Annotated in this window: 25 protein-coding genes; 9 read left to right on the top strand and 16 right to left on the bottom strand. The window is 66.6% G+C overall.

All coding sequences use genetic code 11. The features are described 5' to 3' along the window. Nucleotides 1-34: 34 nt before the first annotated feature. Together BM150_RS10245 and BM150_RS10240 are read right to left on the bottom strand one after the other, a co-directional pair. Nucleotides 35-916, bottom strand: coding sequence for a universal stress protein (locus tag BM150_RS10245; RefSeq protein ID WP_092926473.1), 882 nt, complete (start codon nt 914-916; stop codon nt 35-37). Between the two features lie 79 nt (nt 917-995). After that, nucleotides 996-2,429 carry an endoglycoceramidase I gene (locus BM150_RS10240; RefSeq protein WP_092926471.1) on the bottom strand — a complete coding sequence of 478 codons (1,434 nt, stop codon included), beginning with the start codon at nt 2,427-2,429 and terminating at the stop codon, nt 996-998. A gap of 311 nt (nt 2,430-2,740) precedes the next feature. Between BM150_RS10240 and BM150_RS10235 the strand changes: the two genes are divergently transcribed. The 4 genes from BM150_RS10235 to BM150_RS10220 all read left to right on the top strand — a co-directional run bounded on the left by BM150_RS10235 (nt 2,741) and on the right by BM150_RS10220 (nt 5,761). Continuing rightward, nucleotides 2,741-3,562 carry a lipase family protein gene (locus BM150_RS10235; RefSeq protein ID WP_092926469.1) on the top strand — a complete coding sequence of 274 codons (822 nt, stop codon included), beginning with the start codon at nt 2,741-2,743 and terminating at the stop codon, nt 3,560-3,562. Nucleotides 3,563-3,672: 110 nt separating this feature from the next. Continuing rightward, entirely contained in the window at nt 3,673-4,125 is a 453-nt protein-coding gene (locus BM150_RS10230) for a universal stress protein (protein ID WP_092926467.1), read from the top strand. 74 nt (nt 4,126-4,199) lie between these two features. After that, the gene (locus tag BM150_RS10225; RefSeq protein ID WP_092926465.1) at nt 4,200-4,637 is read left to right on the top strand and encodes a universal stress protein; all 438 of its coding nucleotides are present in this window, start codon (nt 4,200-4,202) and stop codon (nt 4,635-4,637) included. A gap of 218 nt (nt 4,638-4,855) precedes the next feature. Then, complete coding sequence (locus tag BM150_RS10220; RefSeq protein WP_092926463.1) at nt 4,856-5,761, top strand: universal stress protein; 906 nt, start codon at nt 4,856-4,858, stop codon at nt 5,759-5,761. Between the two features lie 179 nt (nt 5,762-5,940). On the opposite strand, the gene BM150_RS10215 is transcribed toward BM150_RS10220, so the two are convergent. Continuing rightward, on the bottom strand, nt 5,941-6,210 hold the full coding sequence (locus BM150_RS10215) for a DUF1876 domain-containing protein (protein WP_092926902.1): 270 nt from the start codon (nt 6,208-6,210) through the stop codon (nt 5,941-5,943). Nucleotides 6,211-6,444: 234 nt separating this feature from the next. After that, on the bottom strand, nt 6,445-6,879 hold the full coding sequence (locus BM150_RS10210; RefSeq protein WP_092926461.1) for a DUF7144 family membrane protein: 435 nt from the start codon (nt 6,877-6,879) through the stop codon (nt 6,445-6,447). 310 nt (nt 6,880-7,189) lie between these two features. Between BM150_RS10210 and BM150_RS10205 the strand changes: the two genes are divergently transcribed. Next, nucleotides 7,190-7,456, top strand: a complete 267-nt coding sequence (locus tag BM150_RS10205; RefSeq protein ID WP_092926459.1) for a DUF3040 domain-containing protein — start codon at nt 7,190-7,192, stop codon at nt 7,454-7,456. A gap of 63 nt (nt 7,457-7,519) precedes the next feature. On the opposite strand, the gene BM150_RS10200 is transcribed toward BM150_RS10205, so the two are convergent. Together BM150_RS10200 and BM150_RS10195 are read right to left on the bottom strand one after the other, a co-directional pair. Continuing rightward, a complete protein-coding gene (locus tag BM150_RS10200; RefSeq protein ID WP_092926457.1) occupies nt 7,520-8,812 on the bottom strand; it encodes an alpha-hydroxy-acid oxidizing protein in 1,293 nt (430 codons plus the stop codon). Nucleotides 8,813-9,016: 204 nt separating this feature from the next. Further along, nucleotides 9,017-10,288: a multidrug effflux MFS transporter gene (locus tag BM150_RS10195; RefSeq protein WP_092926455.1), complete on the bottom strand. Its 1,272-nt coding sequence runs from the start codon at nt 10,286-10,288 to the stop codon at nt 9,017-9,019. Nucleotides 10,289-10,816: 528 nt separating this feature from the next. Here BM150_RS10195 and BM150_RS10190 point away from each other — a divergent pair. Then, entirely contained in the window at nt 10,817-11,524 is a 708-nt protein-coding gene (locus tag BM150_RS10190) for an SDR family NAD(P)-dependent oxidoreductase (protein ID WP_217641530.1), read from the top strand. Between the two features lie 243 nt (nt 11,525-11,767). Continuing rightward, nucleotides 11,768-12,622 carry a 23S ribosomal RNA methyltransferase Erm gene (erm, locus tag BM150_RS10185; RefSeq protein WP_092926451.1) on the top strand — a complete coding sequence of 285 codons (855 nt, stop codon included), beginning with the start codon at nt 11,768-11,770 and terminating at the stop codon, nt 12,620-12,622. A gap of 122 nt (nt 12,623-12,744) precedes the next feature. Here the strand turns inward: erm and BM150_RS10180 are convergent, their stop codons facing one another. The 4 genes from BM150_RS10180 to BM150_RS10165 form a co-directional block, all read right to left on the bottom strand. Next, nucleotides 12,745-12,951, bottom strand: coding sequence for a hypothetical protein (locus BM150_RS10180; protein ID WP_092926449.1), 207 nt, complete (start codon nt 12,949-12,951; stop codon nt 12,745-12,747). Nucleotides 12,952-12,957: 6 nt separating this feature from the next. Continuing rightward, nucleotides 12,958-13,398 (bottom strand): GNAT family N-acetyltransferase, encoded by a 441-nt coding sequence (locus BM150_RS10175; protein ID WP_092926447.1) that lies wholly within the window; start codon nt 13,396-13,398, stop codon nt 12,958-12,960. 153 nt (nt 13,399-13,551) lie between these two features. Further along, the gene (locus BM150_RS10170; protein ID WP_217641529.1) at nt 13,552-13,770 is read right to left on the bottom strand and encodes a DUF397 domain-containing protein; all 219 of its coding nucleotides are present in this window, start codon (nt 13,768-13,770) and stop codon (nt 13,552-13,554) included. Between the two features lie 2 nt (nt 13,771-13,772). Next, entirely contained in the window at nt 13,773-14,072 is a 300-nt protein-coding gene (locus BM150_RS10165; RefSeq protein ID WP_139219506.1) for a Scr1 family TA system antitoxin-like transcriptional regulator, read from the bottom strand. Between BM150_RS10165 and BM150_RS10160 the strand changes: the two genes are divergently transcribed. After that, nucleotides 14,055-14,366 (top strand): hypothetical protein, encoded by a 312-nt coding sequence (locus BM150_RS10160; protein WP_139219505.1) that lies wholly within the window; start codon nt 14,055-14,057, stop codon nt 14,364-14,366. The two genes, BM150_RS10165 and BM150_RS10160, sit on opposite strands and share 18 nt — an antisense overlap. A gap of 74 nt (nt 14,367-14,440) precedes the next feature. Here the strand turns inward: BM150_RS10160 and BM150_RS25040 are convergent, their stop codons facing one another. The 6 genes from BM150_RS25040 to BM150_RS10130 all read right to left on the bottom strand — a co-directional run bounded on the left by BM150_RS25040 (nt 14,441) and on the right by BM150_RS10130 (nt 21,643). Then, nucleotides 14,441-15,079, bottom strand: coding sequence for a class F sortase (locus tag BM150_RS25040; protein WP_092926441.1), 639 nt, complete (start codon nt 15,077-15,079; stop codon nt 14,441-14,443). Next, on the bottom strand, nt 15,080-15,535 hold the full coding sequence (locus tag BM150_RS10150) for an excalibur calcium-binding domain-containing protein (protein WP_092926439.1): 456 nt from the start codon (nt 15,533-15,535) through the stop codon (nt 15,080-15,082). It abuts the gene before it with no gap. Between the two features lie 317 nt (nt 15,536-15,852). Further along, nucleotides 15,853-16,860: a glycoside hydrolase family 5 protein gene (locus tag BM150_RS10145; protein WP_092926437.1), complete on the bottom strand. Its 1,008-nt coding sequence runs from the start codon at nt 16,858-16,860 to the stop codon at nt 15,853-15,855. Between the two features lie 159 nt (nt 16,861-17,019). Beyond that, complete coding sequence (locus tag BM150_RS10140) at nt 17,020-18,957, bottom strand: cellulase family glycosylhydrolase (protein ID WP_092926435.1); 1,938 nt, start codon at nt 18,955-18,957, stop codon at nt 17,020-17,022. 168 nt (nt 18,958-19,125) lie between these two features. Next, nucleotides 19,126-20,148, bottom strand: coding sequence for a LacI family DNA-binding transcriptional regulator (locus BM150_RS10135; RefSeq protein WP_092926433.1), 1,023 nt, complete (start codon nt 20,146-20,148; stop codon nt 19,126-19,128). A 220-nt stretch (nt 20,149-20,368) separates the two neighbouring features. Then, on the bottom strand, nt 20,369-21,643 hold the full coding sequence (locus BM150_RS10130) for an SGNH/GDSL hydrolase family protein (protein ID WP_217641527.1): 1,275 nt from the start codon (nt 21,641-21,643) through the stop codon (nt 20,369-20,371). Nucleotides 21,644-21,828: 185 nt separating this feature from the next. On the opposite strand from BM150_RS10130, the gene BM150_RS10125 reads away from it, so the two are divergent. Beyond that, a complete protein-coding gene (locus tag BM150_RS10125) occupies nt 21,829-23,025 on the top strand; it encodes an amidohydrolase family protein (RefSeq protein ID WP_092926431.1) in 1,197 nt (398 codons plus the stop codon). The last annotated feature ends 3 nt before the right edge of the window (nt 23,026-23,028 follow it).

Raw genomic sequence — 23,028 nt, 5'->3', positions numbered from 1 at the left:
CCGGTGTGCCGTCGCCGTGGCGGAGGGAGCCCCACTAGGCGATGGCGGTCCCGGTAGGGTCCTCGGCGCCGACCACTGCCAGTGGGCAGGGGGCGTGCACGACGAGGGAACGGCTGGTCGAGCCGAGCAACATCCCGTGGAATCCCCCGGTACCCCGGTTCCCCACCACGAGCAGCTGGGCACGGGAGGCCACCTCGAGCAGGGTGCGTACGACGTGTCCGGTGATCACGAGCTGTTCCAGCGGCACGTCGGGATAGTCCTCCTGCCATCCGGCGGTACGTTCGGAAAGCAGCGCGCGGTCCGATTCGGTTCCGGAAGACGATGAGTGGTCGTCCCTGCCGACGTGCACGGCGGTCAGCGCCACCCCGCGAGCCGAGGCGTCCCGGAAGGCGAACGCCACGGCGGCCGAGCTGGCGGGGGAACCGTCCACACCGACCACGACGGGCAGGGAGCGGTGTGCCGGATCGCGCGAATGCTCGTCCCGTACCACCACTGTGGGAACGCGCGAGTGCCCCACCAGTGCCATCGCCACCGAACCGACCAGCATCCCGCTGAACCCCCCGAGTCCGCGCGAACCGACGACGGTCAGCAGGGCGCCGTGGGACTCCCGCAACAGCGCCACGGTCGGGGGAGACTCGATTATGCGGGTCTCGACCTCGATGCCGGGGACGGCAGCGCGCACGGCTTCGCTCGTGGTGTGCAGTGCTGTCCGCGCCTGGGCTCGGAGTCCGTTTCGCAAGGCACGCGTCGGAACGAGAAAGCGTGGATAGCCCCGTTCCGGCATCGCGTACCCGTGCACCAGCCGCAGTACGGCCGAGCGACGTCGTGCTTCGTCGGCGGCCCACAGCGCGGCCCGCACCGCCGAGTCCGAGCCGTCGGTTCCCACGACGATCCTGCCGTTGCGCGAAGTGGCCATACCCGGATGGTCGGGCAACAGCGCACAGATCGCTCGCGCCGGCCGGCGGCTCGCCGGTGCGGGATCAGGCTGGTGCGGATCAGCTGTCCCCGATCCGCACCCGCACCGTCTCGGTGCCGGTCGCCTCGACCGTCACCGTTCGGGCACCCGGTTCGGAGGTGAGCCGCCCGCCGCGCACCGTCACCGAGTAGCCCGATTCGTAGTGCCGGTCCGAGACGTAGATCTCGGTGGGCTTCGGGATCGTCGGATCGGGTCGATAGGTGTACTCGAACTCCCCCGTGGTGGCGTCGAAACGCATCGATTCGGGAGTCCCCGCCGTGGCCTGTGGATAAGTCCGGACCAGTTGATCGCCTATCTCGGAGCGGAAGGGGTCATCCCCGGGATCCGGCCCGAAGATGCTGGTGTAGTGCCAGTAGTGCCAACCCACGAACCTGCTGTCGGCCCGGTCCAGCGTGTTGGCCAGCACTCGCGGATCGCTGTCGCCGAACTCGGTGACCAGGGCGGGCACGTTCGCGCGCTCGACGAACGAGTCCGCGTTTTTCCAGGTCGTATCGTGCTGTGCGGAGCACACTCCGACCAGCTGTTCGGGCAGCCCCAGGTAGATGGCGGCTTGGCTGGCTATGCAGTAGTCGTGGAACGAGAACACGACCTGCTCCGCGGCTATCCGGGGTGTCAGTGGTGGCTCGGCCATGTGGGTGGGCATCAGCTGGTTCCAGGTGGCGTTGGGTTCCCAGAACACCGGAACATCCGGATCGGCCCGACGGATCCGGGCGGTCAGCTTCTCGTGCACCTCCTGGTACCTGCGGTCGAAGGCCGGACAACCGGCCGGGAAGCAGCTCGGGAACGCGGCACCGGGCCACGGCTCGTTCAGCAGTTCGATGCCGAGCACCGCCGGTTCGTCGGAGACGCGTTCGGCCAACGCGGCCAACGCGTCACCGAGATAATCGATGGCCCCGTCGCTGTTGCTCCACACCTCGCTCCACGCCTTGTTCATGCTGGGCATCAGGTAGTACAGCGGAAAACCCGGATTCGGTTCTCCCGGGAACGGCTCGGTCTCCACCGCCCAGTCGGGGAACCCGTTTCCGCCCCAGTCGGGGCCGAGCCCGTCCTGGTGGTTGTCGAGCAGGACGTGTATTCCCTGCTCTCCCAGGGTGTCGACGACCCCGGCCACCCGGTCCAGATAGGCCTCGTCGACATCACCGCGTCGTGGCATCAGGGCGTCGAACGAGACACCGAGCCGGACGGTGTTGAAACCGTGTCCGGCGAGGAGTTCGGCGTCGCGAGCGGTGACCGTGAAACCGTCGCCCGGTCGCACGTAGGGCGCGGTCTTGTCCACGTTGTTCACACCGTGCAGCAGCATCCTGCGGCCGTGCTCGTCGACCAGCCAGCGCCCGGCAACCCGCAGTCCGCTCTGGATCTCCGAAGTGTCCTCGGATTCGGCGTGTCCGGGAACACCGCTGAGCAGCCCCACCGCCGTGGTCATCGCGAGCAGCGTCGGAATCAGTCGCCGCATGGCCTCTCCCCGAGTTTCGGCGTCAGTGGCACCCGAAACTATATGAATAAATTTCACTTATGGCGACTCAACGGCGACGATTTCACCGGATCGGTGGCAGACCGGCCCCGACCGCGGAGTCCATCGAAACGGTGCAAAATGATCACCCATTTCGGCTAGTGGAGCATCTCCGTCGACCATGTTTTGTCACAGTGGCCCGAGGTGAGGAGAACGGAAGAGCTGTTGGCCGGACTCCGGTGGCAGCAAGGTACATGCCCGTTCCGTTCCCTCGGATCCACAAGAGCCACCTTCTAACCCTTGGGAGATGTTTCGTGCCCGTTGTCGAGATCAACCACAAAACGACCGGATACACCCTCGGACACGCGTACTGGCTGGCCCGGGCGGCCAAGCTTTCCTACGAGGACGAGTCGGCGATACGCGAGACGGCCGCGGAATGGGGGTTCGACCGTTGTCGATACTTCCACAGTGAGTTGGATTCCTCACTTCCCATCGAGGACACGCAAGGATTCGTCGCCGCCAGCGCCGACATGATCATCGTGGCCTTCCGAGGGACCGAGCCGAAGCAGCTCAAGGACTGGCTGTCCGACGCCAACACACTCGTGGAATCCGGACCGGCGGGGAGGGGCAAGGTGCACCAGGGCTTCAACCAGGCCCTGGATTCGGTGTATCAGGATGTGAAAGCAGCGGTCGACGAGTTCCGGGACAACGATCAGACACTGTGGTTCACTGGTCACAGCCTCGGTGGGGCACTTGCCATGCTCGCCTCGGCACGCATGTACTTCGAGGATCCCGGGCTGCTCGCCGACGGCGTCTACACCTTCGGACAACCACGTACCTGCGACAGGGGACTGGCCGGTGACTACGACGAGGTGTTCGCCGACCGGACCTTCCGATTCGTCAACAACAACGACATCGTGACTCAGGTCCCCCCCCCGGAACCCGTTTTCCACCACGTGCGGCACGTCCGCTACTTCGATGCCGACGGCGATCTGCACGACCGGATCTCCACATTCAGCGGTCTGACCGACAACCTCGCGGGCTTCACCTCGGACGTGTCCGCTCCCGCAAGTGACGGTCTCCGTGACCACTTCGTGGACAACTACGTGGCGCTGATGGAAGCGAAGGTGAGCTGAAGCGAGACACCACAGGGCGGGCCGTTGGCGGCCCGCGACTCCGTGGCGGCTCGGAATGGGCGAAGTGCGACCTCGCCCCGGTTGGGGGACCGTGGCGGTGGAGGGACGCGATGACTGGGGAGACCACCTATCGGATCACTGTCGGGGTCGACGGCTCACCGGCCTCGAAAGCGGCGCTCCGCTGGGCGGTTCGGCAGGCCGAACTCACCGGCGGGGAGATAACGGCCGTGATCGCCTGGGACTACCCACCGATCTACGGTTGGGAAGTACCGAACGGTGCGGATCTCGACAAGGACGCGGCACGGACCCTCAGCGCCGTGCTCGCGGAGACCGTCGGCGACGAGGCATCCGTTGTCCCGCACCGCGAGGTGGTCCAGGGCCATCCGGCCAGAGCGCTGCTGGACGTGGCGAACGAGACGGCGGCCGCGCTGATCGTCGTGGGCAACAGCGGTCACGGCGGTCTCACCGGAGCGTTGCTGGGATCGGTCAGCCAGCACTGCGTGTCACATGCCCGCACACCGGTCGTGGTCGTAAGGGCTGAGCAGCACGATGGCTCCGGATGAGGCACGAGGAATCCACGGCAACCGCTTCCGCTCCTGGCCAGCTACGAACCGGTCGAAAGCACGGGAGGGAACCGATGAGTACCGAACAGGAACGAGTGGTCGTCGGGGTGGACGGATCCGCGGGCGCCGCGGAAGCGCTGTCCTGGGCACTGCGTTATGCCTCCAACAGCGGAGCGGAGGTCACCGCGTTGATCGCCTGGGCACATCCGACCTACTACGGTTTGGGCGCTCCGATTCCGGAGGAGGACTTCGACCAGCGGGCCGAACAGCAGTTGTCGCGGGCGGTCGCCGACGCCGTCAACCAGCTCGGAGTCGATGTCGGGATACAGCAACGAGTGGTGCGGGGAATTCCCGCGCGAGCCCTGCTGGACGCGGCCGAGGACGCCGATCTGCTGGTCGTGGGCAGCCGGGGGCACGGCGGTTTCACCGGAGCGTTGCTGGGATCGGTCAGTCAACACTGCGTGCACCACGCGCCGTGTCCGGTGGTCGTGGTACGCGAACGCAGCGAATAGCGGACCCTGTTGACGCGGTTGTCCGTCACGCTCGCTCGGTGGGACCTCTCGCGGATCCTCACCCCGGAGACCGGATATCGAGCAGCGGGTTCACTCACGCACGTTCGGGGCGTTCGAATGCCCGTTCACGACGAATGGGACTGCTCGATCGCTCGTGAAACGACATCATGGCCTGAGCATGAATCGTCGCCACGGGCGAATTCGAAGGGTTGGCAGCGATGAGCGCGGAGCAGACCGGCAAGGTCGTCGTCGGATTCGACGAACTCGAACACTCACGGCAGACGGTGCGTTGGGCGGCTTTCGAAGCGGCCAGCAGACAGCGGGCGCTGCTGATCGTCCGCGCCATCCCCGTACCGTTGGAACAGATCACCCGCATACACCTGCCCAGTGAGGCAGTGGAGTCCGAACCGCTGCGCACCGAATCGGAGAACGAGCTTCGGGCCATCGTGGCCGAGTGTCTCGCGGAACTTCCGCGGCTGGAAATAGACACCTCGATACGGATGGGTCACCCGGCCAAGATTCTCGGCGAGGCCGCTGAGGGAGCCGAGATGTTGGTGCTGGGACCCCCGGAGCAGACACAGCCCTGGCGTGTGCTGCTCGGCTCCACCTCTGCCGAACTGGTTCGCACCGCCGAGCTTCCCGTGGTGGTGGTGCGGGGCGAGCGGGAGAGCGAACGGATCACCAATACCCCGAACGAGTTCACCAGAGTGGTGGTGGGTGTCGACGGTTCCCGGGGCAGCCAGCGTGCCATCGAGTTCGCCTACGAGTTCGCCTTCCGCCACGACGCTGAGCTGGTTGCCCTGTTGGCGTGGAACGAGATCCGCAAGTACGCCCTGTCCGTCTCCGCCCGTCGCAAACTCAACTGGGAAGAGGTGCACGAGACCTGTCAACGGGTGCTTTCGGAATCGGTGGCCGGCCAACGTGAGAAGTATCCGGATGTCGTGCTGCGGAGCGAGGTGGTGACCAACGAGGGAGCCGCGGACGCGTTGTTCTCCGCCTCGGAGCAGGCCGATCTGTTGGTCGTGGGCAGTCACGGCAGGGGACCGATCAGATCGAGCCTGCTCGGCTCGGTCAGCTACGCCGTCGCACACTACGCACAGTGCCCGGTGGCCGTGGTGCACTGACGTTCGACCGGGGACTGGTGCGCTGACGGCAGCGGGTGCGACCGAACGACACCCCGACATCACCGCGCTCTCCGTTGTGAACGTCGCTCCCCTGTGCTCCGATCCCGTCCGGAGAGCCGGTGGGAGCCCCACCGGCCGACCACCCGCGGAAACCGAGCGGACCAAGCACCGCGGTGTTACTAGGTGTGGAAGTAGGCCGGTTCACCGGTGGACTGCTCGACGTCGGCGATGGAATCGTCGAGCAACTGGTGCGCCAGCTGTGACAGCGCACGCGAGGCGGCGAGTTCGGCACCGATCCGCGGGATGTTGCTGTCGTGTGGATTGCGGCGGGCCAAGCCGTTGGCCCGGACCTCCGACTGGTACTGCCGGTGCAGTCTGGCCTCGGCGTGTGTTCGGTCCTCGCGTTCGTCGATGTAAATCGTCACCGACCATTCCTCTGTGGCGATCATGATTTTCTCCCATTCGCCCACGAGTACTCGGAAGCGCTTCTTCCGAGCCCGCCCGGTGTTGTACGGGTCCCGATGCTGTGCGGATCTCGCATCCGGATCGCCGACGTCGTCCGGAAGGGAATCATCGGGCTCACATTCGTGCGGCTGCCCGGTGTCCCCATGATGGTGGGCACACCGTTATCACCACAAGTGATCGAGTTGTCAACGGAAAGGCCACACCAATTTTTGCGAATATTACTCACGCGCTGCCGGAAGTCCGCGCAGCTGGGTGGCCAGCGCCCAGATCACCACCACGTCCACCGCGATGATCAGTACCGACCACAACGGCTGGATCGGGACGAACAGGAAATTGCCCAGCGCGCTCAACGCGACGATCACGATACCGGTGACGCGCGCCCACCGCTGTTGCGACAGCAGTGCCGCACCTGTGGCTCCGACCAGCAGGCCCAGCGCCACGTGCACCCATCCCCAGGTCGTGATGTCGGCACCGAAGAAATAATCCCCGGCAACCACGTAGAACGAACTCCGCAGCAGTGCCGTGAGGCCGACAACGACGTGGAAAAGCCCGATGATCAGCATCAGCACGCCGGCGAACATCTCCAGGCCGCTGGCCAGGACTCCGTTGGAACGGTCGACCGGGGATCCGGTCCCGTGCTCGGCGTGTGCCATTCGCCAACACTCCCCCATCAAACGTAGCCGATGATTCGGATCCGTTCCGTCGAGCGGCACCGGCTGAACACCGCTGCGGCAGAACAACGGAATCGGGCCGATCGACGAGTTCAGCCTAGGCGGGACGTATCACGCCCCGTAGGGCACAAGGTCCCGTGGGAGCGGCGCTGCACGACCGCTGACGCTGCGGAGGACGCCAACGGCGTGTCGTGACCTCGTCAGCCGGGAACGAATGACATAAGACCCTTCGGAAGCGCCACCGGTCACGACGATGCTTGCGATGACGACACCACGGCCTGGGAGGTGGGCCATGCTCGATCGGTACGAACGGCGCAGGCTGGACGAGATCGAGCACCAGCTCAGCGGTGACGACCCCCACCTGGCCGAACTCATGAGCAACGAGGGTTCCCGTCGGTCTCGCGGGCTGCGGTTCAACCTCCGCACGGGGATAATCGTCTTCTCCTACGCGTGCGCGCTGCTGTGTCTGGTGCTCGGTCAAGGAGCGGGCTTCTTCCTGGGGGTCGCGCTCGCGACCGTGATGATCGGGCTGTACGACTGGACGATGCGTGCCGTTTGAACCGTTGCGGCCCGGTCCGAAACCGTTGCGCCCCGTTCCAACGGCACGGCCCGGTCACGGGACTCAGCTGTGAACCGGCCGCAGCAGCCCCGGTTCCAGCTCGGACGGTGCGGCGATTCCGGCCAGCGCCATGGTGATGTCGAGCTCGGCCACCAGGTGTTCGAGCACGGTTCGTACACCCTCGGCACCTCCCGCGGCCAGCCCGTAGGCATAGGGCCTGCCGATGCCCGCCGCGGTCGCGCCGAGCGCCAGGGCCTTGCACGCGTCCGCCCCGGTGCGGATCCCGCTGTCGAACAGCACGGGGATCCGGTCGTCGACTTCGGCCACGATGCCGGGCAGGGCATCCAGCGCCCCGAGAGCGCCGTCGATCTGACGGCCACCGTGATTGGACACGAGGATGCCGTCCACTCCGGCGTCGAGGGCGCGCCGCGCGTCCTCGACGTGCTGCAGCCCCTTCAACACGATCGGCAGGTTGGTCCGTTGGCGGACGAAGTCGAGCTCGTCCCAGGTCAGCGAGGACCGGGAGAACACGTCCAGGAACGTCTCGACCGCCGCTCGCGGGTACGGCGAGCGCAGGTTGGCGAGCAGCGATCCGGGGTGATTGCGGCTCATCGACCACAACGCCCGCAGCGCCTGCGGTGTGGGGGTGGGAGCGGGGGAACTCGCCGGACGCTCGGCACGTCGCCGTACCAGGGAGGCGAACACGGGGTCCGCGGTGTACTGCGCGATGCCCTGACCGTGCGCGAACGGCAGGAAACCCGCGTCGAGGTCGCGGGGGCGCCAGCCGAGCACGTGCGTGTCCAGTGTGATCACGATGGCCTCGCAGCCCGACTCCTCGGCACGGCGGAGCATGCTGGTGACGAGGTCGTCGTCACTGCTCCAGTACAGCTGGAACCAGCGGACGGCGTCCGGGGCGACCTCGGCTACCCGCTCCATCGAGTAGGAGGCCTGGGTGGACAGCGTCACGGGAACACCGGTGGCCGCGGCCGCACGGGCGACCGCGAGGTCACCGTGCCGATGGACGAGTTCCAGCACCCCGATGGGAGAGAGGAACAACGGTGCGGGGACGGCGCGGCCGAACAGCTCGATCCCGAGATTCCTGCTGGAAACGTCACGGAGCATGCTGGGGACGATCCGGTGGCGCTCGAACGCGGCCCTGTTGGCCGCGGCGGTACTTTCCGCCCCGGCCGAGCCCCGCAGGTAGTTCCAGGCCCGTCGCGAAATCGCCGAACGGGCGGCCAGGCTCAGGCGCCGCGGATCGACCGGGACCCGGGGCTTGCGGCCGTAAACCCCCTCTCGGTATATGCGCGTCTGGATAGCGCGGCCGATGTTGCCGATGTTGTCCGCCAGTGACATGCGTTTGCCTCAAAGCCGTTCAGCCAACCGACCCCTGTTCCGGGTACCGCATAAGATAGCCGCGCCGCGGCCGTCCCGACCACCCCGGAGCCCCCCGCCGTGTTCGTGGAGAACACGGCGGGGCGGTGTCGTCGGACACCGCCCCGCTCGAACTCGGAGGACGAACCGGCCGATCTCAGCCGGGAGGAACTGTCGGATTCGGACTCATGCCGCGGCCCGCGAGGCCGCCGCGTCGCGACGGTTTCCCGCCATGGTCACGGCTGTGAGGGCGATCAGCGCGATCAGCACACCCGCTGTCATGGCGATCGCCAGCGCCGAGGCGTCGTTGCCGAGCAGACCCACGACGGGGGCGGTGAACGCACCGAGGCCGAACTGTCCGGCTCCCAACAGCGCGGCGGCCGTCCCCCCGGAGTCACCGTGCCGGGAGAGCGCCAGCGCGGGGGCGTTCGGCAGTACGAAGCCGACCGAGCCCAGCACGAACAACAGCGGCACGAAGAAACCGACGATCCCGCCGAGTCCGGTGGTGGTGAACAGGGTCAGCACGATCCCGGCCGTCGTGGCCGTGGCCAACGCGCCGAACACGATCTGCTGTGAGGAGAACTTGCGCAGCAGCACGACGTTGAACTGCGTGGCACCGATGATCATGAGGGCTCCGAGCCCGAAGACCAGGCCGAACTGCTGCTGGTTGAGTCCGAACTGCTCCTGCAGCACGAACGAGGCACCGGAGATGTAGGAGAACAAGGCGGACATGCCGAGCGCCGCCACCAGGACCATGACCAGGAACTGGCCATCGGCGAACAGCTCCCGGTAGGAGCGCATCACCGGTTTTATGCCGCCCTTGTGCCTGCGTTCGGGTGGCAGGCTCTCGCGCAGTGCCAACGAGGCCAGTACCAACAGCAGGACGCCCAGCACGGCCAGCACGGCGAACACACCACGCCAGGACAACCGCAGCAGGATGATGCCGCCCAGGGTCGGCGCCAGGATCGGTGCCGCTCCGTTGACCAGCATCAGTCGGGACAACGTGGTCGCGGCGGTGCGTCCGGTGAACAGATCGCTCACCGAGGCCAGCGCGACGACCATGGCCGCGGCACCGCCCGCACCCTGCAGCACCCGAAGAATCCCCAGCACCAGGATGTTCGGGGCGAGCAAGCACAGTAATGAGGCCACGACGTGTAACGAGATTCCCACGATCAGGGGGGTCCTGCGTCCCACCGCGTCGGAGAACGGCCCCATGAACAGCTGTCCGAGTCCGAGCCCGAGCAGAGTCCCGGTCAGGGTCAGCTGTGTCTGCGAGGAACTCGCCCCCAGGCTCTCGCCGATGTCGGGCAGGGCGGGCAGGTACATGTCGATGGTCAGCGGAACCAGGGCAACCAGGGCGCCCAGCACGAGAATGATCCGGGTTCTGTCCCACCCGGTGGGTTCACTCACACCCGCCTGGTTCGGGGTGGAAGTGCTGTGCTCTGCGACTCGTTCCATCACGACCTTCCGTACAGGGTGTGAAGATGACAGGACTGCCAACTTCACAGCGAACGTGAAGGAGGTTTTATTCCCGTGGGGCGAAAAGTCTCTCGGGTTTCAGCCGGTCGTACGAACGTGATTCGAATCTCCCTGGCAAAACACACGCCACAGCCCCCGGAAGGACGCGCCGGAACGCATGTGCTCAACAGCGCACCGTGATGTTTCGCTCTTCCGGGTTCATTTCCGGTACTCCGTGGAGCGTGTTGGCCACCACAAAGCAACATGAAAAGAATTCACACCGTTTCGGGTTGCCAACCCCGGCACGCCGAAATCCCACTGACCCGTTTCCGGGCACTCGCCGCCGAGAAGAATTCCCGCCTACGAGAAACTCACGAGTACGTCAACGAATCGCCGCCGTTGGAACCAGCCCCCACCGGGACGGGTGGCGACCGTTTTCCCGCCACGCGGAGCCGTGGTGATCGCGTGGCACGACGGACTGGGCTAACGTTCTCCTGGGCAGTCACCGGCGGAAAAACCGGAGTTCACGTGCAATTGCGGAACAAGAACGTCCTGATAGTAGGCGCGAGCGGGGTGCTGGGTGGCAAACTCGCCCACAAGCTGCACGAGGCGGGCACCCGCACCTATCTGGCCGGACGCGACCGGAACGAGCTCGCCATCGTTTCCGATGAGCTCGACGGCGCGCCCTACTCGACCTTCGAAGCGATCGATACCGAGTCCTGTCGCCGAGTGGTCGACACGGCGGCCGAATCCCTGAGCGGACTGGATCTCGTGCTGATCACCACGGGCGTCGCGGCGTTCGGCCGCACCTCGGAGGCCGAGGACGCGGTGACCGAGCACCTGCTGACCATCAACACGCTCGCGCCCGTAGTGCTCGCGCGTGCGGCACTGCCCCATCTGGAGCGAAGCGGGGGAACGCTGGCCGCGATCTCCGCGATACTGGCCGACCATCCCACGGCCGAGATGGCCGACTACTCGGCCAGCAAGGCGGCACTGTCGGCGTGGCTGACCGCCACCCGGCGGGAAATGCGCAGACGGGGCGTCGACGTGTTCGACATCCGACCACCGCACATGGAAACCGGGCTGGTGGATCGCGCACTGAGCGGAACACCGCCTCGCATGCCTCCGGCCACCGACACCGACGAAGTGGTGGAAACCATCGTCTCCGGCATACGCGACAGCGCGCACGAACTGCGCTACGACCTCGAGCAGCAACGGCTACGACTGGTCTTCTGAACCGGCCGCTTCCCGCACAGTGCCCCCGATACCCCCGCACGGTGGTGGCATCTCGGCCGGTTCGGCACCGTTGCTAGAGTAATCATCGATGGGTATCAACGCGCGTGCTCCCTTCTACGTGAGGCCCCGCCGCTGACGGCGGGGAGCTGATCTTCACTTTTCGCAGCTCCGCCGCGCATCGGAGTCATCGCCGGTGCGGCTCTCGGCTGCCCGGCTCCGTTCTTCACTCCGCGGAGCACACCCATGTCTCATTCCCACCCTGGCGGGCCGCACGAGCTCGGCCAGAACTTCCTCGTCGACCGGTCCACGATCGCCACGATCGAGAACCTCGTCACCGGAACGAACGGACCGATCGTCGAACTCGCCGCCGGCGACGGTGCCGTCACCGTGCCGCTCGGCCGGTCCGGACGGCCGATCACCGCCGTGGAACTCGACCCCGGTAGAGCACGACGACTGCGGCGGCGCACACCCGAGCACGTCACCGTCGTCAACACCGACATCCTGCGTTTCACCCTGCCCGGGACTCCGCACGTGCTGGTCGGCAACCTGCCGTTCCACCTCACCACGGCGGTGCTCAAACGCGTGCTGGGAGGACACGAGTGGCGAACAGCGGTCCTGCTGGTGCAGTGGGAGGTCGCCCGCAGAAGAGCCGGTGTGGGCGGAGCCACGATGCTCACGGCCCAGTGGTGGCCCTGGTACGAGTTCAGCCTGCGACAGCGGGTACCCGCGCACGCCTTCCGGCCGGCGCCCTCCGTCGACGGCGGCCTGCTCGTGATGCGCAGGCGGGAAGTACCCCTGGTCACCACAGCGGGTGAGGAGTACCGGCGGTTCGTCAGGGACGTCTACACCGGCCGGGGACGGGGGCTGGGCGAGATCCTCGAACGAACGGGACGGATCGACCGCTCCGCCCTGCGGGAGTGGTTGCGCCTCGAGCACGTCTCGGCCCGGTCGCTGCCCAAGGAGCTCACCGCCGAGCAGTGGGCCTCGCTGTGGCGACGGATCACGGCGACCGGCGAGGGGACCGACGAGGGAACGCCGCACCACCGACCGGGTGGAACCACACGCGCCGGGCGGCGCGGCCGGAACCGCAACCGCTGAGTCGGGAGGTTCCGCCAAGCGGTCATCGACAGTGATCGGAACAGCCGGGGCCGGGCTCGCGGAAGGGAACGCGACGTGCGAGACGTCCACCTCCGTGGCCCGGCCCCGGTCCGATCGAGCGGTCACAACCAGCGGCCGAGCCTCGGAAGCTCCGCGCCGTCGTCGGTGTGCGTTCCGCGAACACTCCGTCCGGTCGCCCAACGCGCGAGGTCGGCCGTGGTTTCCAGCACGAGGTGCGGCCGCTCACCGGGAATGTTCACGCGGTACTCCGCGCGGGTGTCCAGCGGACGCGGCGGATCCACGGCGTGGATCCAGACCTCCGGGACCACCGGATCTCACACCGCGCCGGAACCGCTGTGGTACGAGGGCTGTCGCTCCAGGTACCTCGCGTTCGGTTCGGCGAACCCGAAGTCGCGGTAGAGCTCGTGCGCGTCGTCGGTGTGCAGCATCCATTTGAAGTTCTTGCCCGGACCGTTGTCGATCATCTCGTGTACCAGTCCCCTGCCGAGACCACGACCGCGGTGCGCGGTCTCGATGTAGACGTCGGCGAGGTAGGCCATGGCGACGCCGTCGGAGAACGCCCGGGCGAAACCGACGGTGTCGCCGTGCGGGTCGTAACAGCCCACCACGCGCCAGGCGTGCCGAACCTGCCGGTGGAAGTCGTCGAACTCGCGCCAGCGGCCCCAGTAGGCCTCGGTGGACAGGAAACGCCAGACGACGTCGAGGTCGATCCGGTTCGGATCGTCGTCGAACTCGTAAGGGTGATGCGGCGACACTCCTCGATCGAAGCAGACTCGGGCTGGATCTCGCCACTGCTTTTCCACGTGCTCTCGGGGCCGACGAGCTCGCCCCGACCCGGTGAGAGGCCGGGGCACCGTCGCCGTCGGGCCCGGTGTTCGGGCTCGCGCCGCAGCCGCACCCCGTGCGGCTCACTCGAATCGTCCGCCGCGCAGGGCGGTGGTGAAAGCGGTCCAGGCAGCGGGCGAGACCCCAAAAACCGGACCGCGCCTACCTAACTTGCTGTCACGAACCCCGATCGTGCTCCGACCGGAACCGACCTCGACGCAGCCATTGGCCTTGCTGTAGCTGGACTCGTACCAGTTCTCGACTGCCGCACTACTCGTACTGATGTGCGGACTGCTCGCCACGATCACAGTTCCTTCGTTATACGACTGATCAGTACTGGGGTTTCTTCAGACTGACAAGCCTGCGCTTGCAAACGTCTCATCGCCGCACGGTAAACGGCTATCTCCTCGGGCTGCTGGTAGTAGTAACCCTTGACGCGTGTATCCACATAGACGGTTCCGGGATCGTTCTCCAGTTCGGGCGGGAAACCGCGGGCACCACCGCCTCGGAGATCCTCGCCATCACCGGTGGGGAAGCCGAGAGCACTCACCTCGATCGCGGCCTTCCGGAACTGGTCGAGGGTGACGTGACGTTCCTGCGTCACCTGGTGCTGCCGGGGATGCACCGCGTGACGGTGGAAACCGAACGCGGCTCGGAGTGGTGGGCCCACGACACCGCGGACGGTTCCTGGATCCGGCTGGTCCCGCTCGGTGGCGAGACCCTGACCGTCGAGCAGTCGGGGCCACGCGAACTCTGGCCCGTGCTGACCGAGCTGGTCGAGAACTGGTGCGAACAGGGCAAACCACCGTCGAACCGCTCCGGTCTGACCGTGGAACCGGACGGAACCCACACCGTGTGGCTGGACAACCCGCAACGGCCGATCCGCACGCTGGAGTAGTGCTTACCAGTACCCCTGCACAACACCGTCCCGAAACCGAGAACCACTGCTCGTCCCGCAGACCGCATCGCGAATCAGCGAATCCGGACAGCGAAAACGATCACATTGTCGAGATAGTCACCGGAGCGGTCGTCGAAAACTCCACCGCAAGTGATAAGCCGTAACTCGGGGGCAGTTGTCGCAGCGTAAACCCTGTTCGTCGGGAAATCGGACTTGGCGTGTCGCTCGCTGCGATACGTCCGGAACACGGCAGTGGATCCGTCAGCTCGATCCACGAACACCCGGTTTCCGGGTGACAACGTGTCCAGTTCGTAGAACACGGCCGGACCGTTCCTCGAGTCGACGTGTCCCGCGATCACGGCCGGGCCCTGTTCACCGGGTTCAGGTCCCGCGCGCCACCAACCGGTTCGATTCGCCGAATCCGGAGCGGCCAGTCTCCCCTCATCGGTGAGTTCCAAGGGATCCACCGGAGCGACCAGCTCCAAAGCGGGAATCCGAACACGAACGGGCAAGGCCTGTTGTCGGGGGACGAAGCGTTGGTGGATAGCCGTGTTCGCACTGACCGCGGATCGTGCCCGGCCGGATTCAGAGCCCACGGGCGCGGCCGCTCCGGTCAACAACCACGGAAGCGTCAACAGGAGCGTAGCGGCCACGGGAACCCATGCCCCATGACCGCTACGCACTACCGACGAACCACGACCGAGGAAGCTCATTCACGCTCCGCCGGAGGAACGACGGCGGAACATCAGAAGCACTCCACCGGCGAATGCCACCCCGCCTGCCGCGCTCAACGGCAACAGCAGCTGGGAATCACCACGAGTGGCGGCACCACCGTATCCGGCATCCACCCCGCCAGAAGGAGCGGTACCGGAGTCTCCCCGCTTATCCGCGGTTCCATCTCCGTTGTCACTGCCACCACCGACGGAACCGTTGTTGTCCTCGGTGGATTCCGTGGGGCCGGAAGAAAGATCCTCACAGGCGATCCCGTCCTCGCCCGCGTCCAGCCTTTCCGGATCCTCGGGTACGGAATCGTAGGCCCGCTGAGCCTCTTGCTGCGTGGCGAAATCCTTACAGTCACGATCCCCGGGCTGCGCCGTGGCCGAGCCCGCCAGTGGTAAGGAGATTCCAACCGTGAGCGCCGTAGTGGCGGCGATCTTGCGAAGTGTCATGGCTAGCCGCTTTCCTCGACAGCAGTGACAGACGAAGAATAAGTAGTGACACTACATATCACAATTTAGAGGGAACCATACACACGGAAGCGTGAAAGTTGGACAGCGAATATCACTTTCAGTAGCAATCAACATTGCTACATCAGATAATCGAGCCACGTCCTGTGTAAAGAATGGATCGAACGGGCAACTGAACGTTTACGGCGTGCCCGTACCGCCGGCAGCAGAAGGCGGAAAGCGAAAAGATCCGGCCGCGCGGCCCGAGGGCGACCGCGCGGCCGGAGTGGTGCGACCGACTCGAACTCATGTTGGACGGGTCAGTACACCGAGGCCTCCTCGGAGGTCTCCCGGATGCCGTTGGGGCCGTTGATGATGCGCTCGCCCCACGGGGTCAGCTGGTTCGGATCGAAGTCCCGCACCATGTCGAGGTAGTCGACCCCACCGCTGTTCCCACTCCAGGACCAGCCGATGTAGCCGAGCCCGAGCGACTCGGCGGTGGCCATGACGGCGTCCTCGGCCGGGTCACCGTCGGAGTGACGGTGACCGAACTCACCGACCATGATGGGCAGCCCGGCGTCGACGAAGTGGTTCAGGTAGTTCCTGACCTTGGTGGCGGTGTCGAACACGCCGTACATGTGGACGGAGAACACGGTGTTGCGCAGCGGGTCGGCCTGGAACACCGAAGTGGCGTTGTCGCGCATCGTGTACGTCCAGTCCTGGCCCCAGTTCGGGGCGTCGGCGATCAGGGTGTGCTGGAATCCGAGATCACGCATCCGCTGGATGGCGTTCGAGGTGTCCTCGGTCCACGCCTCGTAACCGGTGTTGCCGAACGGCTCGTTGCCGAGGTTGATGAGGACGTGGTCCTCCTCCCCGATCAACGCGCTCTTGACGCTGTTCCAGTAGTCCACCGCACGCGACAGCGGCACCGCACCGGACTTCTCCGGATAGCCGATGGTGTCGTGCACCTCCAGCACGCAGACCAGCTTGTTGTGCTCGCAGTTCTCGACCACGGACGCCACGTCCGCGGTGTCGTTGCGGTTCCAGAGGTCACCGCTGCTGAGCACCACACGCACGGTGTTGGCGCCGGTGGCCTTGATGTCGGCCAGCGAGTCCGTTTCGTTCGGATACCACGTGTGGGCGTGGTTGATCCCGCGCATCACGAAATCGTTCCCGTTGGCGTCGAGCAGTCTGCCGTTGGAGACGTGGAATCCCATCGCCGCCGCGGCTTTCCCGGTCATCCCGAGCGAAAGCTGCGAAAGCGTCAGCAACACCGACATGGCCAGCACGGTGAGGACGGCGGCTGGTATTCTTAATCGTCGTTTCATTTTTCCTCCGAGAATATTCTCGAACATTCCATCGCGTCGCGCCGCCGACCACACCTCCGTTCCGCTGTCAACATCGCCGATCGAGGTGTGCTCGTTCGACGCGACTGGTCGACACGCCGACAACGTCGATCCCGCGAGCCGACCGAGACGCGGCGGCACTCATACCGCGTCGAAACCCGACATACGCAGCACTCGGACTTCGTAGGGTGGCAGTTCGAGGGTGTCCACGGGCTTCTCATCGTCCAGACCGGTGAGTTCACCCGCCGTCACTTCCGGAGTCACCCGCAGCGGCTCCGGGCTCTGGCTGGTGAGAAAGACGAAGCGCCGACCGTCACGGTGCCGCAGCACGTCCGCGCTCACCGCCGGATCGGCCACGCGCACGCTCCGCCGCACCCCGGCGAACTCGGCCAGTGCGTCGTAGAGCCCTACCGCGGCATCCGGATTGGCCCCGGGGGTCCAGTCGGCCATGTGCTCGATCGGGTAAGTACACAGCACCGTCCAACCGGAACCGACCCGATTGCGCAGCACCGCGGGCTCGCCGTCCTGATCCACGGCCACGACCTCCGCATCGGTGGCCCGCACCGGCAGCCTCGCCCGGCTGTGCTGATTCCCGGCGACCGGCAGCGACAGCTTCGTCCCCGCGGCCAGCCCACCGAAGTCCACCCGGAAGGTGAGCTCGACCTCGTCGCGTTCGATCGGATCCACCTGGCCGTACCACAACTGGTGCTTCACCCCGAAGATCCGGTCGAGCCCGGCGATCCACGGGCCGCGCTGGAACGAACCGGTGCCGTGGCAGTAGGAGAGGTAGACCGTAGCCCCCGAGGCCGCGAGTTCCTCCAACCTGCCCGTCGAGGGACCGGTCAGTTGTTTGGCCGAGGGCAGCAGATACAGCGAGCAGTCCTCGGCGATACCGTCCCGCTCCCGGCAGAGTCCGATCGGGAGGTCGGCCAGTTTCGCGCTGCTGTAAGCCTGCCGCAACGTGCTGAACGCGAACCGTGCGTCGTCGCCGTCGCTGATCGGGATGTCGCCCTCCAGGTGCTCCGGGACGATCATCGCGGCCCGCGCCGGTTCCCGCTCACAACCGAGCACGTCGATGGCGGTGAGGGTCTCGGAGAACCGTGCCATCTCGCGCAGTTGTGGCTTGGGTTCGCGCCGCGAGGTGGTCAGCCCGAAGTGGAGCTCGAACGGGTGATGCCGGTAGGGATCCTGCCCGGCCAGTTCGTCGAAATCGGTGTTGTTCCAGGCCATCCAGCCGGTTGATCCGGCGAGCAGGCTGTTGTGCAGCACCTGCCGGTAGTAGACCGCCGCGTGCTCGTCGGAGGCGAAGTCCGAGGACAACCCGAACTCCTCCAGCACCACGGGACTGCCCAACGTGGTGGTGAGCTCACAGATGAAGGCCGCCCCGAAGTGCTGGCGGACCCGGTCGTCCTCCATGCGGTAGACGTGCGGGCCGAGGAAATCGGTCAACGAGGCCAGGTCACGCACCGAGAACCCGTTGTCGGTTCCGGTGACCTCGGCACCCCAGGCACCGTCGCCGATGGAGACCGGTTGGGTGCCCCCTCCCGCCCGCACCGAGCGGACCATCAGGCCCGCCCAGGCCGTCACGCTCTCCCGGTCGGCGGGCTCGCCGTAGATCGGCATCTCGTTGCTGATCAACCAGCCCGCCACCGCGGGATGATCGGTGTAGCGCGCGGTGAGCTGTTCGACGAACCAGCTCTGCCGGTCCAACAGCCACACGTCCCGATAGAGGTCACGTCCCCCTCGCCAGGGTGGATCGAAGTTCTCACCGGACATGTGCCCCACCAGGAAGGTCGGCACGGTGCGCATGCCCGTTTCGACGTGTGCGTTCAGGAAGTCCGCGTAGGCGGCGGCACAGTTCTCGTCGATTCTGTCCGGCTCCGGCATGAAATCGGGCCAGAAAAAGAACGACCTGGTCAGTGTCAAGCCGTGTTCACGCAGCACGGCGAGCTCGGCACGGACCAGCTCGGGATCGTAACGAGTCCACATCCGCGGCCCGCCGGACGCGGACCAGAAATTGGCCCCGAACCAGCTGACCGGGCCGTCCTTCGTCTCGACGAAGGCGAAACCACGACGCATCCGTGCGCTCCCATCAACAGTGTGCGGACCGCTGCGGCTCGCGGAATCCGAGCCGCGAGTCCACACGAAACACTGAAGTGAATTGGATCACTTAAGCGATTAATAGTCAAGGTGAAACCACGTGGGACAGAAGGTCCGGACGGACGAGGTGTCTTCGGTTCCCGGGGGTCACCCCGGGTGAAATCCGATGCTGTGCCGCTCGACGAAGTCCGGATCGGAGGTGCGCCGGTCCCCGACCGTTGACCTGTTACGCAGTTCGAGCAGCATCCGCACCGCGGTGGCTCCGCGTTCGGCGATCGGTCTGCGCACCGCTGACAGCGCGGGCCGAACCAACCGGCACAGCGCGGAATCGTCCCAGGCCACCACTGAGACGTCCTCCGGAACGGACAGTCCCAGCTCCCGCACGACCCCCAGCGCGGAGACGGCCATCACGTCGTTGTCGAAGACCAGTGCGCTCGGTACCTCCGCCGAGACGAGCGCCTCACGGACGACGCGCGCGGCGGACTCGTCGGTGTAGTCGGCGTGCACGATCCGGGCACCGTCCAAACCGAGCCGTGCCGCCGCCGCGGTGAACGCGTCCGAGCGAATACCGGTGTGCACGAACTCCTCCGGCCCGGCCACCCGTGTGATCCAGCGGTGCCCGAGCGCTGCGAGCCGTTCGAGCACCTCGGTCATCACGCCCCGGTCGTCGGTCCACACGCAGGGCAGGTCCAACCGATCGACCGGATCGGCCAGCAGCACGGCTGGCAACCCGAGCTCACGCACGAGTCGTACCCGGGGATCCTCGTGACGCAGATCCACCAGCAGCACACCGTCGACCCTGCCCTCGGCGGCCCAGCGACGATAGGTCGCGAGTTCGGCTTCGGCGTTGTCGGTGACCTGCAGCAGCAGCGCGGTGGGGCCGTCGGCCAGCTCGGCCTGGATCCCGGATATCAGCTGCATGAAGTACGGCTCGACACCGATCTCGCGGGCGGGGCGGTCCACCACCAGCCCCACCGCTTCGGCCCTGCCGCCGGTCAGGGAGCGCGCGGCGCTGCTCGGGGCCCACCCCAGCTCGGCCGCGATCCGCAGAATGCGGTCGCGGGTCGCCGCGGAGACCCCGGGACGCTTGTTGAGCGCGTAGGAGACGGCGCCGGTGGAGACCCCCGCCGCTCTGGCGATGTCGGAGATCGTCGGGCGCTTCGACGGCATCACGTCCCCGGGTGCTGCTGTGGTGTACGGCAACACCCTAGTAGAGGGGCTTCGCCGACCGGTTTCCCGCTGCTTCAGCGTTTTCACGTCGGGCGGAACCTCTCGTGGACTCCCGCACGGAAGACTCGGCCGGATAGGCCCCTGTGGGGAGAAGTCCCGGTGGTCGCCGGAACCTCCCCCATGACAGCCGCGAGAACGAATCAGTGGTGCGCGGAACCCGTCACCGTGGCGGCCCGGCCCCCGCCGACACCGAGAGCAGCTCGTCGAGATCCACGGCATCCGCCATGGCGGCGGTGCCCGCATCACCGGGGTGCAGCCCGTCACCGCCGTCGTAGCTCGGCCGCAGCCGCAGCGGCGCGTCGGGGTCTGCGGTGGCCGCCGCGAAGTCGATCACCGCGTCGAACCGGCCGCTGTTCCTGATCCACTCGTTGACCCGCTGCCGGGTGTCCTCCCGCTGCTGGGTCCAGACGCTCGATCCCTTGAACGGCGTGATCGTGCCGCCCAGCACGGTCACTCCCCGATCGTGGGCCAGCTCGATCAGCCGCTCGTAGCCCGCGATCACTTCATCGGCGGTGGCGTTGTAGCCGATGTCGTTTATCCCCTCCAGCACGATCACGCTGCGCACCCCGGACTGACTCAACACGTCCCCGGCGAACCGGTCCACCCCGGCGATCCCGTAATAGGGCTGTCCGGGACGCTCGGCCAGCAGTCGGTTACCGCCGAGTCCCGCGTTGACGACCGAGAGAGTGGCGCCACTCCTGGCGTTCAACCGTCGCGCCAGATGGTCGGGCCAACGTTGATTGGCGTCGTAAGTGGTGGCGGCGGTGTCGGTGATCGAGTCCCCGAAGGCGACCACCGTGCCCTCGACCCGTGGGCTCGGGCGCACATCGACGGCATCCGCCACGACCCAGCACGGCATGGTGCCGTAGCCCGAACCGGCCGGATCGGCAGCGGTGTCACCCTGTGCCAGGTAGTTGGTCTGATTGGCGAAGGGATGATTGGTCAGCGCACCGGTGGTCTCGGGAAGGTGAGCGCTGATCAGCAGCGTGGACAGCGCCTCGACCCGCAGCTCGACCGGATCGCTGTAGCGGTACTCGCCCGCCGGGATCACGGCGGCCGCGTTCCCGCCGAACCTCAGTTCGCGCATGGTTCCGGGCACGGCGGCGGCACCGGCTGAACGCACCGCGACAGTCGCGTGGCCGATCCGAAGTGGAGCGTTCCCGTACACGTTGCTGAGTCTGATCCGGACCTCGGAACCACCGCTGCTGATGAACACGGCATCGCGCACCGTGGCGTCGTCGACCCCCTCCCCCGCCGGGCACGAGTCGGTTCCCGGAAGATCGCTGCCTCGCACCGGACTGGCGGCCCAGGCGGCCACCCATTCCTGGGCACGCGGCTCCGGCGCGGAACGAGCGGTGGCGGCCGGCGCGGTCGCGGCGACGGCGGCCAAACAGCTGAGCAGGCACAGCAACGTACGAAGGACCAAACCACGCAACGGATATCGCTCCTCGGATTCTCGACGAACTCCGATCGACAACAGCACCTGTGAGCGCTCCCAGCAACTCAACACACGATTCGCCGAACTCGCTACCGCCGATCCGGTTACGGCAGGAGAATTCGGGAGAGCACCGGGGGATCGGCACACCGGGACGAGGCGGAAATCGGAGGTTTCACGCGGGGATGCGACTACTGGTGACGGCGGAACGGATATGGACCGGAAACGACGGTCACATCGTCGAGGACGGTGCGGTGCTCGTGGACGAGGGCACGATCACCGCCGTGGGACCGCGCACCGAGCTGGCCGAATCGGCGATCGGGGCTGAAAGGTACGATTTCCCAGGACACACGCTGCTTCCTGGGCTGATCAACGCACACGTGCACCTGTCCTTCGACGCGGGCGAAGAACCGATCAACACGCTGCTGGCCACCGAGGACCACGAGCTGCTGGAAGGCATGGCCGAACGAGCTCGCGACTCCCTGGACGCGGGAACGACCACCGTTCGCGACCTCGGCGACAGGAACGGTGCGGCGCTCCGGATCAGGGACGCCGTCGCACGGTCCGAGATCGCCGGACCGCGCGTGCTCGCGGCGGGCCCGCCGTTGACCGTCCGTGAGGGACACTGCTGGTTCCTCGGCGGCGAGGTGGAACGCGATGAGGACTCGCTGCGCCGAGCGGTCGCGCATCGCGCGGAACTCGGTGCGGACGTGGTGAAGGTGATGGCATCCGGTGGGCAGATCACCCCGAACTCGCCCGCCATGTGGCAGTCACAGTTCGACGCCGCCGAACTAAGAGTCATCGTGGACGAAAGCCGGCGGCACGGACTGCCGGTCGCCGCGCACGCGCACGGATCCGATGCGATCGAGGACGCGGTCTCCGCGGGTGTGAGCACGATCGAGCACTGCACGTGGCTGGGACCGGACGGGCTGGACGAACGCGAACCGGTGATCCGCGAGATGCGGGAGCGCGGCATCAGCGTGTGTGCCGGGCAGTCCCGCAACTGGCACCGGCTCGCCGACAAGGTCGGTGCGGAACGGGCGCAGCGGTTCCAGCGACGACTCCGAACCCTGGACGAGGCAGGCGTCGATGTGATCATCGGAACCGACGCGGGGCTGCGGGACTCGGTGTTCGACGATTTCGCCGGAGCACTGGGGCTGTACGAGCACCTGGGGTTCGACAACGAACGGATCCTTCGGATGGCCACCTCCGAAGCCGCGATCGCGCTCGGCATCGGCGAACGTACCGGGCGGGTGGCGACGGGGCTGGCCGCCGACCTGGTGGTGGTGCGCGGTGATCCGCTGACGCGGTTGGATGATCTGGGTGAGGTGGCCCTGACGGTCGCGAACGGTAGACCACGCCGCCCCTCGGCGAGTGGATGAGGC

It is taken from the genome of Actinopolyspora alba (assembly GCF_900112765.1).
Taxonomy (GTDB): Bacteria; Actinomycetota; Actinomycetes; order Mycobacteriales; family Pseudonocardiaceae; genus Actinopolyspora; species Actinopolyspora alba.
This window is presented reverse-complemented; position numbering and strand designations above follow the sequence as displayed.